Below are 13,881 nucleotides of genomic sequence, written 5' to 3'. Positions count from 1 at the left end.
TATGGCTTTCTCTCTGCTTCATTCCAGTTCCTGCGCATAAATGTTGATGGCGCGTAATGCCTTTGATATTTCAGTCGGGGTGATTCCCTGACATTCTATTCTCAATACTTTTTCCCAGTCCTCCATATCTACATTCCATTTGTAGATTTGGGGACATAGGGTGAAAAGCGCTGCGATATGTTTGATATCCCGTACATTCTTTACCGAGGTGCGAAAAATTAGTATTTGCTCTTCCATAGTTACTATCGATTACTTTTGTTTTCTGTGCAAAGGTAAGTTTAAACAGGGTTCTGTATAGGATTATTCGACGAATGCCCTGATTCCTCATGACGAAATAAGTAATATGGGAGATTAACTTCATATAGCTATCCTTTGAAAACTCCCTCATCTGTACCTGTCAATATATAAAAAAGTGTATCTGTTCTCGTCTTTCTTTTTTGCTTTACTTTGCAGTGTTGTTTTAATCTCCTAATATACTTAAAGGTTATGAAGTTGAATTTTGCTAAAAGAATGTCTTATATAAAGGCTTCGGAAATAAGAGAGATATTAAAAGTGACTGAACAGGAAGATGTGATTTCGTTTGCCGGTGGTCTGCCTGCTCCGGAACTTTTCCCAATAGATGAAATCAATGAGATCAATCAGATTGTATTGAAAGAAGCAGGTGCAAAAGCACTTCAATATACCACAACGGAAGGTTATGCTCCTTTGCGGGAATGGATTGCCAACCGGATGAACGGGCGTTTGGGTACTGCTTTCGATAAAGACAATATTTTGATAACTCATGGTTCGCAACAAGGATTAGACTTGTCTGGAAAAGTCTTTTTGGACGAAGGAGATGTCGTGCTTTGTGAAAGCCCGACCTATTTGGCTGCGATTAGCGCATTCAAAGCGTATGGGTGTAGCTTCATTGAAATTCCCACGGATGAGGAAGGGATGATGATGGACGTTTTGGAAGATGTTTTGAGCAACACTCCGCATATAAAACTGATATATGCCATACCGACCTTTCAGAATCCTACAGGAAAAACGTGGAGTCTGGAAAGACGCAGGAAATTGGCTGAATTATCTGCCAAATACAGTGTTGCAGTTATTGAGGATAATCCGTATGGCGAGTTAAGGTTTGAGGGAGAACCTTTGCCCTCTATAAAGTCTTTTGATGAGGCTGGAAATATCTTGTGTACAGGTAGTTTTTCGAAAATATTCTGTCCCGGCTTTCGGATTGGCTGGATTGCGGGGGATAAAGATATTATCCGCAAATATGTATTAGTCAAGCAAGGTACGGATTTACAATGTAACACTATTGCCCAGATGACCATTGCCGAATATCTGAAGCGGTATGATATTGATAAACATATTGCAAAAATAGTCGAAGTATATAGAAAGCGCAGGAATGTTGCGATTGAAAGTATAGAACGTTATTTTCCGGATACAATAAAGTTCACTCGGCCCGAAGGCGGACTATTTACCTGGATAGAACTTCCTGTGGGGATTTCAGCACGCGAAGTTTTAGTCAGAAGTCTGGAGAAAAAGATTGCTTTTGTTCCGGGAGGTTCTTTTTATCCGAATGGCAACAAGGAAAATACGCTTAGAATAAACTACTCTAATATGCCTGAAGAAAAAATAGAGAAAGGGCTGAAGACTCTCGGAGAGGTGGTAAAGGAGTATATCCGCCAATCAGAATGATTCTTTGATAATGTTTCCTAAAACCTGCAAGCGTTCTTCGATAAAAGGACTCCATTGCTGGCCGAAACTCAAACGCATACAGTTTCTGTACTGGTCGTGCAGTGTAAACATGCGTCCGGGAGCAATGCTGATCTTGTGTTGCATGGCTTTGTAATATAATTCTGTGGTATCAATCTTTTTGTTTAGTTCCACCCAAAGCATGAAACCTCCCTGCGGAGTTATGATTTTAGTGTCTTCGGGGAAATAGTCGGTAATAGATTGTGCCAGATGAAGACTGTTGGAATGTAATTCATGGCGCAACCTGCGCAAATGATTCTCATACCTGCCGTTTTCCATAAAGTTGGCAATGGCCTCCTGATTGAGGGTAGGAGTGGATATTAAATGAATATGTTTTTGGCGAATAACAGCATCCTTAAATTTACCGGGGGCAATCCAGCCTACCCGGTAACCGGGAGCTAATGTCTTTGACACAGAGCCACACCATAACACAAGTCCCTTTTCATCGAAAGCTTTGCATGGCTTAGGGCGTGAATGTCCGAAGAATACATCACCGTATAAATCATCTTCAATCAGAGGAATATTGTATTCAGTCAACATCTGCACTACCTCTTTTTTATGCTCATCGGGCATACAACTTCCCAGTGGATTACTGAAATTACTGATAAGCAGGCATAGATTAATCTGCGGTAATACTTTTCTTAAAGCATCGGGCTCAATACCTGTTACAGGGTTGGTGGGCAGTTCCAACACCCGGAGTCCCATGCTGTTGGCCAACTGCAATATGCCGAAATAAACAGGACTTTCAACAGCTATCGTATCTCCTTTTCGGGCAATAACAGATAATGCTAAAGAGATAGAATTGGTCACTCCCGTGGTAGTGACAATATCATCTTCAGTCAGATTTCCATTCCAGCTATATGCAAAACGGGCAATATAGTTTCTTAACCGAATATTTCCCTGCGGGTCTTCATACCTGGTACCGTTTCCCGGAAGTGAATACATTGCCTTGATTAATTCCTTATTGAGCTTTGCAATAGGCAATAGAACGTCTTCCGGTATTCCCAGTGAGAAACGGGTAATGGACGAATCTTCGATGGAATGATATACTTCCATGATTAAGTCGGCCTCTTCCTTTCCTAAAGATTGAGTTGCAGGTTGTGTTGTTGCCGGAGCAGACAAATTTAATGGTTTATAATTGACAATGTACCCTGATTTGGGGCGGGAGATGATAAATCCTTCCTTTTCCAGTTCATAATATACCTGGATTGCCGTGTTTAAACTCACGCCATATTCATTGCTGATAGTACGTAAAGAAGGTAATTTCTCGCCTGCTTTCCATATACCTGTTTTTATTTGCCAAGCGATAGTGCCGGCTATCTTTTGATATAGGATTTCTCTTTTCATGTTTATTCTGTATCCGGCAAAGATACAAAAATGATGTCTGCATCTGTTGTGTTTGATCTATTTTGTGGGGTACTTCAGGGTATAAGAACTAATTTTTCGCTATGCTATTTTTAGTTGTTCTCCTTGAATACAATATCTTTTTCGTTGCCTAATGAGTTTTCGTTTGACTTAAGTCAAACGAAAGAATAACTTAAGTCAAACGTTAGTTTGACTTAAGTTGAACGAAAACTGGAATGTATATTCGATAGTTATTGATAGTAAGGAAAGAAATAACTAGATGAAGTAAATATTCATAATAGTGGCATTTCTATTCTCGTCACCTGTTCTTCTTCGGGTACGTTGGGATTGCTGTAATAATATTCTATGGATGTTCCCGAAGGTTTGTAACCGTTGCTTTTTATCCATTCCATCATTTCATTGTACAAGACAGCCAGTTCACTGTAAGTTCCTTTATGCAGACAGGAAACTATTTTTCTTTCCGGTATCGTAATAGATCGTATAGCCCCTTCACCCTGTAACTCTCTGGATGATTTTAGACCAATAATCATTTTTATATTGTGTTCAGTCAGACTCTCAAAGTCGGGATACTCAACGTAAGGAATATCAGTAGTGACTTCGCCTTGTGCCTTAAATAAAGAGTCTATTTTTACGAAGTTCTTCCCGATAGCCTCCGGCATTCCATTCATATCCGTGTGTACTTCAACAGCCAAAGCGGATTGTTCCGGTTGTTTCAATAGCATGATTTCTGAAATCTTTCCCATAATACATTGTTTTTAGAGTGTTGATAATTTCTTATTTCTTTGTGACCGGAATATAAATGTCGGTCATTAATTCTGTTCTAAGAGTAGAGTAGGGACGGTTCATATACATCTCAAAGCTAAAGGTACTTTGAGGGCGATATTTACTTTCCGGAAACCACTCTTCATAAATAGTCCGGTATAACTTATGCAACAAAGAGTAGTCTCCAATATGTCTGAATACAGCATAACGTCCACCGGGAACTTCCATCACTCCCGGTTGCGAATCATTTTCAGTGTCATCAATTGTCACCCCGAGATAGAAGCGGCATTTATTCATGGGAGTTATGGACGGGTCATCCATACTAAGGCTGACAAACTTATAATTCAACTTTTCTTCATTATGTTGCTTGGCGTAATTGGTCAGTCTGTTCCATATTAATTTGTATCGGAGCTCATCTTTGTATTTTTCACCAACTTCGATACAAAATACTTTCATTGGCAGAATCGACCGGATTTCAGGAGTGATAACCGCATGTTGCTCATCATACATCGACTTGTATTTCTCTCTATATTGAGAGCTCGATACGCCAAAATGTTTTTTGAAGGCTTTGGCTAGACTAAATTTGGTCTGATAGTTTGTCTGTTCCGAAATCTGATTTAATGTAAACTCGGTGGATACTAACAAATGTGCTATATGTTCGAGACGTAAACGCTGTATGTAGCTTCCGATATTTTCTCCGGCAACAGTTTGAAACACTCTTCTGAAGTGATATTTGGAAAGTCCGCTTATCGTGCTAAGCATGTCTGTATCCAAAGTATCGAATAAGTGATTATTGATATAAACGATTATATCCTGAATCTTCTGGTGATGGATATTACAGGTTTCCAGCTTCTGTTTCCACCGTTTCAGATGGGGTAACCGTTCGTTGAGGATGTGCCTAAGTTCCTCCGGCGAATAAGCAGTATCTGCATATTCATTGTACTTGTCAGTGTATTTTATCCAGATATTAATCATTTCCGACATCGGAATGTCGACGATATATTTTCCGTCTTTCAGACAGTAATAGCAATATTCATCACTTCGCGAACCGTCGGAGTTAGTACCCAGATATTTCTCTACATCAAAGCGGAGAGGCATCCCGCAACTTTGACAATACCTCTTATTTATTTCTGATTCAATCATCGGTTGGGTTTTCGTTTGATAGATAGGAGCCGCTCTATATCATTAAATAAAGAACTATCTTTTAATTCGAACATAAGCCACTTCCCATCATGGAAAGTGGTCGTCTCATCATATATCTTTTGAGCCGCATTGGAGAACATTTCTCGCATGGATTCGAATTTAGTGCGTTCATCTTTACCTAAAATAACCATGAACCCAATCGTTTGCTCTTTGGCGTATAGGGCACATAGAGTTTTTCCGCCTCTGCGATATTTGTATTCGTAGGTCCATTTTTTTCCTCCATGATTCCACATTTGTTCCATATTGTACTTCTGTTCGATAAGTTGGCGAAGTGAAGTCCATAGATCATAAAGTTCCTTACCTGTCAAGGCTTCCAGAGTTTCGGGAGTTGGGATTTGAAAAGTATCTTTCATGGCATTCCGTATTTACTTTTGATTATCTACATCACAAAGGTAGACTGAATTTCTAATAGATCGTTGTCCAATATAGGCATTTTAGGCAGTGCAACTGAACAAACTGTCCCGAAATTAATTTCTTTTGTAGAAGCGGGATATTGGTGTATAACTTTTATCTTTGCATTAATTTAAAACAAAGCAAAATTTAAAGAAAATGAAAACAATGCTATTAGCGGTAGGCACTCTGTGCCTCATGGCAGGTTGCTCGTCGAAAGTGAGCAGTTCTAAAGGAATTGTAAGTGATGCAACCATGAATACGGTAACGATTGTCACCGATAAGAATGATACTCTTTCATTCAGTACGATGGATGCGAATAAAGAAGAAGTCAACGGTTTACTTCTGAATGATACGCTAGAAGTGTTTTATACAGGAAAATATACACCGGGGATGCCGGCTACCAAATTAGTTCAGTATCCGCAATCTCCGCTTGTGGGAGGTGACCGGGATGAACATGGCTGTATCGGTTCTGCCGGATACGTATGGTGTGAAGTGCAAAAAGACTGTATCCGCTTGTTCGAGAAAGGGATTCGTACAGAAGCAGTGGATGGCAGCGACACTTCTGCTTTCATTGTTTTTAGTCCCGATTCTACACAGCTGGAACTTTTCTTTTCCAATAATCAGCCCAATGAAATATTGGAAAGACGTGGACTGCCTTCAGGAGGTTATGCATGGAACGTGGAGGACGATGATACGAAAAATGTACGATTGATAGATGGCTTGTGGACAATCAGTCAAAGAGATAAATTAATTTATAGCCAGAAGGCCGGGAGCTAATTTAAAAAGCTCCGGTATTCTGTATACTTGTTTATTGTGTCATATTCCTGGCCGTCAATGTAGCATAGACATTTTCTGCGTATTGTCTTCCTATGGGAATTACAATCCGGCATCCGGTCAGGTTTATTTCCCGTTTAGAAAATCGTTCCACTTTATTAATCGGAATGATATACGAGCGGTGCGTACGTAGAAAAGCCTTTTCGGGTAACATCTCCTGAATACTTTTCAGACTTGTGCGCGATAATATATAGTTGCCGTTTATACGGAATATTTTCGTATAATTTTCCATTGCTTCGATATAAAGAATATCGGAGACAGGAATAGATATATTATTGTATTCTTGTTTGATTATGATGTTTTCCGGCTGTTTGTTCTGGCGTGCTTCGATAAAGACAATCGCTTTCTCCACTGCCTTCTCAAATCGTTCGTAAGCGAAGGGTTTATGCAGGAAATCCACGGCATCGAGGTCGAAGCCGTCCAGTGCATACTGTGCATGGGCTGTCGTAAAGATGAGACAACTCTCAGGAGGAAGTGCATGGGCAATATCCAGTCCGCTGATGCTGTTCATTTCAATATCCAGAAAGACCAGATCAGGTTTGCACCGGGCTATTTCTTTCAGCCCGGTCAGCGGTTCGCTGAAAGTAGTAAGTTCCAGTCCGCCTTTTCGTTCGCAAAACTGGCTGATGATGAGCAATGCAATCGGTTCGTCGTCAATAGCGATACAAGTCAGCTTTTTCATCGTAGTTGAATGTTAAGATAGGTTTTGAAACATCCGTTTTCTTCTTTTGTAAGCAATACAAAGCGGTTGGGATAAAGAAGTTCCAGCCGTTTACGGCAATTGTCTATTCCGATGGCATGAGGATTTTGATGGTTCTCCTTCATAATCATATTCTCGGTTTCGAAGATAAGCTGCCCTTCCTTTACAATGATACGAATAAAAATTGTACAGTCCGTGTCGGACGAAACGCCGTATTTGAAACTGTTCTCGACAAAAGTAATGAGAATCATCGGAGGAATCTGTATCTGTTCGTCATCCATCTCGGTTTCAAATGCCACTTTCGTATGCTTGTTTAAACGCAAAGATTGCAAATCAACATATTGGCGTATATATTCTACTTCGTTGCTTATGGAAATTAGATCTGAAGTAGTCTGGGCATACATATATTTCAGGATATTGGAAAACTTGATAAAGGCGGATTCTGTTTTGTCCGACTTCGTAAGTACCAGTCCGTAGAGGGCGTTCAATGTATTGAAAAGGAAGTGCGGATTGATTTGCGCCTTGTAGAGAGCCAGTTCCGCCTTGTTCTTTTCCGCTTCAATCTCCTGTTTGGAAAGAATTTGCCGGAAAAGTTCAAAAATCAGTTCTATGGAAAGACTGAACCCCGTCACTACCAGGAAAAAGAACCACACAGTTTGCGCTCGCATGTGTTGCCGGGCTTTATGCATCATCGGGTCTATATTGTTGGGTTCCGGTGGGTATGGAAAGTGGGTTAGCAACCATGTGATAAAGATAAGCGATAACATGAGCAATAAGATATGTCCGAACTTCCGTTGCATGAAAAGCATCGGTAGTTTCACTTTACGGTAGATGAAGTACAGACCGTAGAGATAGACAATCAGGGTCAGCATAAAGACCGTGTGGTGTACAATCCATTTGTCTACCGGCACTAACATGATGATGGGCGGCATGATTACCAGACAGAAAAGCAAGTCGATGTAAACAGGTATATTAGTACGTTTCATATTCTTCTCATTGCTCGTTTAACTCCCGGAAGTATATTTTCTCACTTCTTTGCAAAGATAAAAGATTGTTCTGAAACCCCAAGCATTCCCTTTTGTCGTTCGTCATCATATTCTTGCCGTTCGTCACTACATTCTTATTTTATTGTTTGATAATTCTTAGATTTGGTCAGTCGTGTTTTTTATGGAATAATGGGTTATAAATCATTAACAATCATTTAAATATAGCTACAATGAAACAACTAATCATTTTTGCCTTAGTTTGTTTGCCTCTGTTATGCGCTTGTGGAGGTTCGCAACAGAAAGAGGCAGATGCCACGTACAAAACACTTACCGTAACACAAAGTAACCAGATTTTGAAATCCGATTATACAGCTACGCTACGAGGGCGGCAGTATGTTGAAATTCGTCCGCAGGTGAGTGGCATAATCACCGGGATATGTATCAATGAAGGAGATCCCGTTCATAAAGGACAGACACTTTTCATTATCGACCAGGTTCCTTATAAAGCAGCGTTGGAAACAGCAGTGGCTAATGTAAAAAGCGCGGAAGCCAAACTTGCCACTGCTAAATTGACAGCGGATAGCAAAGCTGAACTTTACAAAGAACAGATTGTGTCCGAGTTCGATTTGCAAACAGCCCGCAATGAACAAGCGGCAGCAGAAGCGGCATTGGCACAGGCTAAAGCACAGGAAGTGAATGCGCGCAATGACCTTTCTTATACCGAAGTGAAAAGTCCGGTGAACGGAGTAGCCAGCATGATTCCTTATCGGGTAGGGGCGTTGGTGAGCAGCAGTATCACCGAACCGTTAGTCACTGTTTCGGACGACAGCGAAGTATATGCCTATTTCTCCATGACGGAGAATCAGATACTCGACTTTGTGCAACAGTATGGCTCACTTAAAAAAGCGATAGAAAACATGGACGAAGTGGAACTGACTATGAGTAATGGAAAAACCTATTCTCATACCGGAAAGGTAGACGCTATCAGCGGTACGGTGGATGAAGGAACCGGTGCTGTTGGGTTGCGGGCTGTTTTTGCCAACCCCGACCAGTTCCTGCGTAACGGTGGAAGTGGTAAAGTAGTAGTTCCTACTATCAAAGAAGGATGTATCATCATTCCGCAAGCGGCTACTTACGAATTACAGAATCGCATATTTGTATATAAAGTAGTCGACGGCAAAGCGAAATCAACTCCGGTAGAAGTGTTCCGATTGAATAACGGTACTGAATATATCGTCGAAACAGGACTTGCGCCGGGTGATGTTATTATAGCCGAAGGTGCCGGACTGGTGCGTGAGGGAACAGTAATCAAGAGTGATCCGACTAAAGAATAAGATGCCGTTATGAAAATCAGAACATTTATAGACCGGCCTATTCTCGCAGGAGTAATTTCGGTTGTTTTTCTTATCATCGGATTGATAGGACTTTCGCAGCTTCCCGTTGAACAGTTTCCTGAAATTGCACCTCCTACCGTCAGCGTTTCCGCTACCTATACCGGTGCTAATGCGGAAACAGTACAGAAGAGTGTAGTCGTGCCATTGGAAGAAGCGCTCAATGGAGTAGAGAATATGATGTACATGACCTCTTCCTCTACCAATAACGGTTCAGCGAGAATAACCATTTACTTCCGTCAGGGGACTGACCCCGATATGGCGACAGTTAACGTGCAGAACCGTATTGCTACGGCACAGGGATTATTACCGGCAGAAGTCACCCGCAGCGGTATCACTGTCCGCAAGCGCCAGACAAGTAATATCAAAGCATTGGCATTGTATAGCCCCGATAACACGTTCGATGAAAGTTTTCTGAATAACTATCTGAAGATCAATATCGAACCCCGTCTTTCACGTATTGCCGGTGTGGGTGAGGTGAATGTGATGGGAGCCGACTATTCGTTGCGTATCTGGCTCGATCCGGCTAAGATGGCCAAGTATGGACTGGTTCCGTCCGACATCACGACGGTACTTGACGAACAGAATCTGGAAGCCCCTACGGGAACGCTTGGCGCCGAATCGAAGAATACTTTTCAGTATGTACTGAAATATCGCGGACGTTATGAAGAAGAAAAGGATTATGGCAATCTGGTGATCCGTTCGCAGGCAGGAGGAGAGGTGCTACGACTGAAAGATGTGGCACGTATCGAATTAGGTGCCAGCTCTTATACATACATCGGTGAAGTGAATGGGCATCCCGGTTCCAACTGTATGATTGCGCAGACTTCCGGTTCGAATGCCAATGAGATTATTAAGGAAATAGATAAGGTGACAGCAGAAATTGCTCAAGGATTGCCTAAAGGGATGGAGCTGGTAGACCTGATGAGTTCGAAAGAGTTCTTGGATGCATCCATTAAGAATGTGATAAAAACCTTGATTGAAGCCATTCTGTTAGTGGTACTTGTGGTTTACGTTTTCCTGCAAAGTTTGCGGTCTACGTTTATTCCGGCCATTTCTATCATCGTTTCCCTTGTGGGTACTTTTGCTTTTCTCTATGCCGCAGGTTTCAGTCTGAATATGTTGACATTGTTTGCACTGGTGTTGGTTATCGGAACGGTGGTGGATGATGCTATTGTTGTGGTGGAGGCGGTGCAGGCAAAGTTCGACGAGGGATATAAATCTGCTTACCGGGCCACCATTGATGCTATGGGTGGCATCACTTCGGCACTGGTAACTACCACCTTTGTCTTCATGGCGGTATTTATTCCCGTATGTTTTATGGGAGGAACTACCGGAACGTTCTACACCCAGTTTGGACTGACCATGGCTGTTGCCGTAGCAATATCTCTAATTAACGCATTAACTTTAAGTCCCGCTCTCTGTGCACTGATAATGACACCACACATGGAGGCTGCGAAAGGGGAGAAGTTGAGTTTCTCATCCCGTTTCCACATGGCATTTGATAGTGCTTTTCATCGGTTGGTTCTGAAATATAAGAGTGGTGTATTTTTCATGTTGAAACGTAAATGGCTGGCGGGAGCATTGCTGTTAGTCGCTTGTGCGGGATTGTTCCTTCTGATGAAAACCACCAAGACCGGATTGGTTCCTCAAGAGGATATGGGAACTATCTTTGTAGACGTGCGTACTTCACCCGGAAACAGTCTGGAAGAAACCAAGATCGTAATGGATGAAATAGATAAGCGTATCCATGACATACCACAAATCAGAATGTTCTCTAAAGTGACGGGTAACGGTATGATAAGTGGTCAGGGAGCATCAAACGGTATGTTTATCGTTCGTCTGAAACCGTGGGATGAACGTACGGAAAAGGAAGACGGTATCAATGCTGTTATTAACGAGATTTACCGGCGTACGGATGATATTTCTTCTGCACAGATTATGGCCTTTGCACAACCGATGATTCCCGGGTATGGGGTAAGTAGTGGTTTTGAGATTTATATCCAGGACCAGAAAGGCGGTTCGATAGAAGATCTGCTGAAATACACCCGTCAGATGATTGACGCGTTGAATGCCCGGCCTGAAATCGGACGTGCCTCTACTTCGTTCGATACAAAATACCCTCAATATCTGGTAGAAGTGGATGCCGCCCTTTGTAAGCGGAATGGAGTGTCACCTTCAGATGTATTGAGTACTTTGTCCGGCTATATCGGTGGTAACTATGCATCCAATATGAACCGTTTCTCCAAACTTTACCGTGTAATGGTACAGGCTTCACCGGAATTCCGTCTGGATACCGAAGCATTGAATAATATGTTTGTCCGCAATTCCAACGGAGAGATGTCTCCTGTCAGTCAGTATCTCACTTTGACACGAGTCTACGGTGCAGAGTCACTGACGCGTTTCAATCTGTTCTCTGCCATCTCCGTCAATGGTGCTCCGGCAGATGGTTACAGTTCCGGACAAGCTATTCAGGTGGTACGTGAGGTTGCGGAACAGGTATTACCGGCAGGTTATGGCTTTGAGTTCGGCGGTATGTCACGTGAAGAATCCTCCACAGGGAATACCACAACACTGGTATTTATCATCTGTGTAGTTTTTATCTATCTTATTCTTTGTGCGCTCTACGAAAGTTTGTTCATTCCGATTGCGGTGATTCTTTCTGTACCATTCGGACTTGCCGGAAGTTTCCTTTTTGCCAAGATGTTCGGGCTGGAGAATAATATCTATTTACAGACAGGTTTGATTATGCTAATCGGCTTGTTGTCGAAGACAGCTATTCTGCTTACGGAATATGCTTCCGAACGCCGTCGTCAGGGAATGACAATCACACAAGCGGCTGTTTCGGCTGCGCAAGTCCGTCTGCGTCCAATCCTGATGACTTCTCTTACGATGATATTTGGTATGTTACCGATGATGTTTGCATCGGGAGTAGGAGCGAACGGTAATATTTCCATCGGTGTAGGAACCGTAGGTGGAATGTTGATCGGTACGGTTGCTCTGTTGTTTATCGTACCTGTATTGTTTATCGTATTCCAGTATCTTCAGGAAAAACTGATGCCGGCACGTAAACCGGCAGAGTTGGAGAATCTTTAATTGTTGAAGTGTATGAAAAAGATAATAATATGTTTATTCCTGTCGGCCGGATTGAGCGGTTGTCATGTGTACCGGACTTATGAACGTCCGGATATGACGGTCACCGACAGTCTTTACCGGCAGCCGGTGGTTGCAGCGGATACCGTTTCCATTGCTTCCCTTTCGTGGAAGGAGTTATTTACTGACCCGCAACTGCAGCAACTGATTGAAACGGGTATTGCGAATAATACCGATTTGAATATCGCCCGTTTGAAAGTGAAAGAAGCGGAAGCATTACTGCTTTCTTCCAAGTTGGCTTATCTGCCTTCTGTATCGCTCACTCCGCAAGGAACATTGAGTGGCGTGGATGGTTCGAAAACTTCCAAGACCTATGATATGGCAGCATCGGCAGACTGGGAACTGGATATTTTCGGAAAGTTGACCAATGCCAAACGAGGAGCCAAAGCCGCCCTCGAACAGAGTGAAGCCTATAGGCAAGCGGTACAGACACAACTGGTAGCAACGATTGCCAATAGTTACTACACCTTATTGATGCTTGATAAGCAACTGGATATCACCCGTCGCACGGCTGAAACATGGGATGAGAACCTGCGTGCAATGAAAGCATTGAAAAGAGCCGGACAAACGACGGAAATGGCTGTTGCCCAAACAGAAGCGAGCAAGCTATCGGTAGATGCCTCCGTACTTTCTATTGAACAGCAAATCAGTGAAATGGAGAATTCTCTTTCCGCCCTGTTGGGTATGGCTCCGCAGCTGATAACACGTTCTACACTTGACAACCAGCGTTTCCCGGAATCCCTTTCAACCGGAGTGCCGTTGCAACTGTTGCACCGTCGTCCGGATATTCGTCAAAAGGAAGCTGAACTGGCTGGGGCTTTTTATGCAACGAATCAGGCACGTTCTGCTTTTTATCCCTCTATCACGTTGAGTGGTTCCGCAGGATGGACAAACTCGGCAGGTGGCGCTATAACCAATCCCGGACAGTGGTTGCTTTCCGCTGTCGGCTCATTGGTTCAGCCACTTTTCAATCGCGGGCAGAATATTGCTAATCTGAAAATAGCGAAAGCACAACAGGAAGAGGCGTTACTCACCTTCCGCCAAAGTTTGCTTGATGCAGGAACGGAAGTAAACGATGCGTTGGTGCAATGGCAGAAGGCGCAAGGCCGTTTGGCACTCTCCAAACAGCAGGTCACTTCGCTTCAGTCCGCGGTGCGTAGTTCCGAACTGTTGATGCGGCACAGTTCGCAAAACTACCTGGAAGTACTTACTGCCCGTCAGACTCTGTTGCAGGCGGAATTATCCGTCGCTTCCAATCGTTTTGATGAAATACAGGGAGTTATTAATCTTTATCATGCATTGGGAGGAGGATACTGATTGATAGTAGATGGATTAAAATAAAATTGTTAATAAG

12 protein-coding genes are annotated in these 13,881 nt (G+C 42.7%); 5 read left to right on the top strand and 7 right to left on the bottom strand.

Features of this window, described 5'->3' with window-relative positions; genetic code table 11:
* Positions 1-18: 18 nt before the first annotated feature.
* Positions 19-237, bottom strand: a complete 219-nt coding sequence (locus tag DXB58_RS11055) for a hypothetical protein (RefSeq protein ID WP_008999031.1) — start codon at positions 235-237, stop codon at positions 19-21.
* A gap of 249 nt (positions 238-486) precedes the next feature.
* Here DXB58_RS11055 and DXB58_RS11045 point away from each other — a divergent pair, with 249 nt between their 5' ends.
* Entirely contained in the window at positions 487-1,683 is a 1,197-nt protein-coding gene (locus DXB58_RS11045; RefSeq protein WP_122136743.1) for a PLP-dependent aminotransferase family protein, read from the top strand.
* On the opposite strand, the gene DXB58_RS11040 is transcribed toward DXB58_RS11045, so the two are convergent.
* From DXB58_RS11040 to DXB58_RS11025, 4 genes are all read right to left on the bottom strand, one after another.
* Positions 1,675-3,087, bottom strand: coding sequence for a PLP-dependent aminotransferase family protein (locus DXB58_RS11040; RefSeq protein WP_122136742.1), 1,413 nt, complete (start codon positions 3,085-3,087; stop codon positions 1,675-1,677). The two genes, DXB58_RS11045 and DXB58_RS11040, sit on opposite strands and share 9 nt — an antisense overlap.
* Before the next feature lie 290 nt (positions 3,088-3,377).
* Positions 3,378-3,848 (bottom strand): GyrI-like domain-containing protein, encoded by a 471-nt coding sequence (locus tag DXB58_RS11035; protein ID WP_122136741.1) that lies wholly within the window; start codon positions 3,846-3,848, stop codon positions 3,378-3,380.
* A 31-nt stretch (positions 3,849-3,879) separates the two neighbouring features.
* Positions 3,880-5,010 (bottom strand): GyrI-like domain-containing protein, encoded by a 1,131-nt coding sequence (locus DXB58_RS11030; RefSeq protein ID WP_122136740.1) that lies wholly within the window; start codon positions 5,008-5,010, stop codon positions 3,880-3,882.
* Positions 5,007-5,423 carry a DUF3788 domain-containing protein gene (locus tag DXB58_RS11025; RefSeq protein ID WP_122136739.1) on the bottom strand — a complete coding sequence of 139 codons (417 nt, stop codon included), beginning with the start codon at positions 5,421-5,423 and terminating at the stop codon, positions 5,007-5,009. The genes DXB58_RS11030 and DXB58_RS11025 overlap by 4 nt, the downstream gene beginning before the upstream one ends.
* 196 nt (positions 5,424-5,619) lie before the next feature.
* On the opposite strand from DXB58_RS11025, the gene DXB58_RS11020 reads away from it, so the two are divergent.
* A complete protein-coding gene (locus tag DXB58_RS11020) occupies positions 5,620-6,240 on the top strand; it encodes a hypothetical protein (RefSeq protein ID WP_122136738.1) in 621 nt (206 codons plus the stop codon).
* Positions 6,241-6,271: 31 nt separating this feature from the next.
* Here the strand turns inward: DXB58_RS11020 and DXB58_RS11015 are convergent, their stop codons facing one another.
* A complete protein-coding gene (locus tag DXB58_RS11015; RefSeq protein WP_122136737.1) occupies positions 6,272-6,979 on the bottom strand; it encodes a LytTR family DNA-binding domain-containing protein in 708 nt (235 codons plus the stop codon).
* A complete protein-coding gene (locus tag DXB58_RS11010; RefSeq protein WP_122136736.1) occupies positions 6,976-7,983 on the bottom strand; it encodes a sensor histidine kinase in 1,008 nt (335 codons plus the stop codon). The genes DXB58_RS11015 and DXB58_RS11010 overlap by 4 nt, the downstream gene beginning before the upstream one ends.
* Before the next feature lie 230 nt (positions 7,984-8,213).
* Here DXB58_RS11010 and DXB58_RS11005 point away from each other — a divergent pair, with 230 nt between their 5' ends.
* The 3 genes from DXB58_RS11005 to DXB58_RS10995 are packed head-to-tail and all read left to right on the top strand — an operon-like array spanning position 8,214 to position 13,844.
* Positions 8,214-9,317 carry an efflux RND transporter periplasmic adaptor subunit gene (locus tag DXB58_RS11005; protein ID WP_008999022.1) on the top strand — a complete coding sequence of 368 codons (1,104 nt, stop codon included), beginning with the start codon at positions 8,214-8,216 and terminating at the stop codon, positions 9,315-9,317.
* Between the two features lie 9 nt (positions 9,318-9,326).
* The gene (locus DXB58_RS11000) at positions 9,327-12,470 is read left to right on the top strand and encodes an efflux RND transporter permease subunit (RefSeq protein WP_122136735.1); all 3,144 of its coding nucleotides are present in this window, start codon (positions 9,327-9,329) and stop codon (positions 12,468-12,470) included.
* A gap of 12 nt (positions 12,471-12,482) precedes the next feature.
* Entirely contained in the window at positions 12,483-13,844 is a 1,362-nt protein-coding gene (locus tag DXB58_RS10995) for an efflux transporter outer membrane subunit (protein ID WP_117936251.1), read from the top strand.
* The last annotated feature ends 37 nt before the right edge of the window (positions 13,845-13,881 follow it).

Origin of the sequence: Bacteroides sp. OM05-10AA, assembly GCF_003439055.1 — a bacterium.
Lineage (GTDB): Bacteria > Bacteroidota > Bacteroidia > Bacteroidales > Bacteroidaceae > Bacteroides > Bacteroides intestinigallinarum.
This window is presented reverse-complemented; position numbering and strand designations above follow the sequence as displayed.

What these genes read in the sequence shown, in the direction of transcription:
- DXB58_RS11055 (WP_008999031.1), bottom strand. Translation starts at nt 237, where the DNA reads ATGGAAGAGCAAATACTAATTTTTCGCACCTCGGTAAAGAATGTACGG.
- DXB58_RS11045 (WP_122136743.1), top strand. Translation starts at nt 487, where the DNA reads ATGAAGTTGAATTTTGCTAAAAGAATGTCTTATATAAAGGCTTCGGAA.
- DXB58_RS11040 (WP_122136742.1), bottom strand. Translation starts at nt 3,087, where the DNA reads ATGAAAAGAGAAATCCTATATCAAAAGATAGCCGGCACTATCGCTTGG.
- DXB58_RS11035 (WP_122136741.1), bottom strand. Translation starts at nt 3,848, where the DNA reads ATGGGAAAGATTTCAGAAATCATGCTATTGAAACAACCGGAACAATCC.
- DXB58_RS11030 (WP_122136740.1), bottom strand. Translation starts at nt 5,010, where the DNA reads ATGATTGAATCAGAAATAAATAAGAGGTATTGTCAAAGTTGCGGGATG.
- DXB58_RS11025 (WP_122136739.1), bottom strand. Translation starts at nt 5,423, where the DNA reads ATGAAAGATACTTTTCAAATCCCAACTCCCGAAACTCTGGAAGCCTTG.
- DXB58_RS11020 (WP_122136738.1), top strand. Translation starts at nt 5,620, where the DNA reads ATGAAAACAATGCTATTAGCGGTAGGCACTCTGTGCCTCATGGCAGGT.
- DXB58_RS11015 (WP_122136737.1), bottom strand. Translation starts at nt 6,979, where the DNA reads ATGAAAAAGCTGACTTGTATCGCTATTGACGACGAACCGATTGCATTG.
- DXB58_RS11010 (WP_122136736.1), bottom strand. Translation starts at nt 7,983, where the DNA reads ATGAAACGTACTAATATACCTGTTTACATCGACTTGCTTTTCTGTCTG.
- DXB58_RS11005 (WP_008999022.1), top strand. Translation starts at nt 8,214, where the DNA reads ATGAAACAACTAATCATTTTTGCCTTAGTTTGTTTGCCTCTGTTATGC.
- DXB58_RS11000 (WP_122136735.1), top strand. Translation starts at nt 9,327, where the DNA reads ATGAAAATCAGAACATTTATAGACCGGCCTATTCTCGCAGGAGTAATT.
- DXB58_RS10995 (WP_117936251.1), top strand. Translation starts at nt 12,483, where the DNA reads ATGAAAAAGATAATAATATGTTTATTCCTGTCGGCCGGATTGAGCGGT.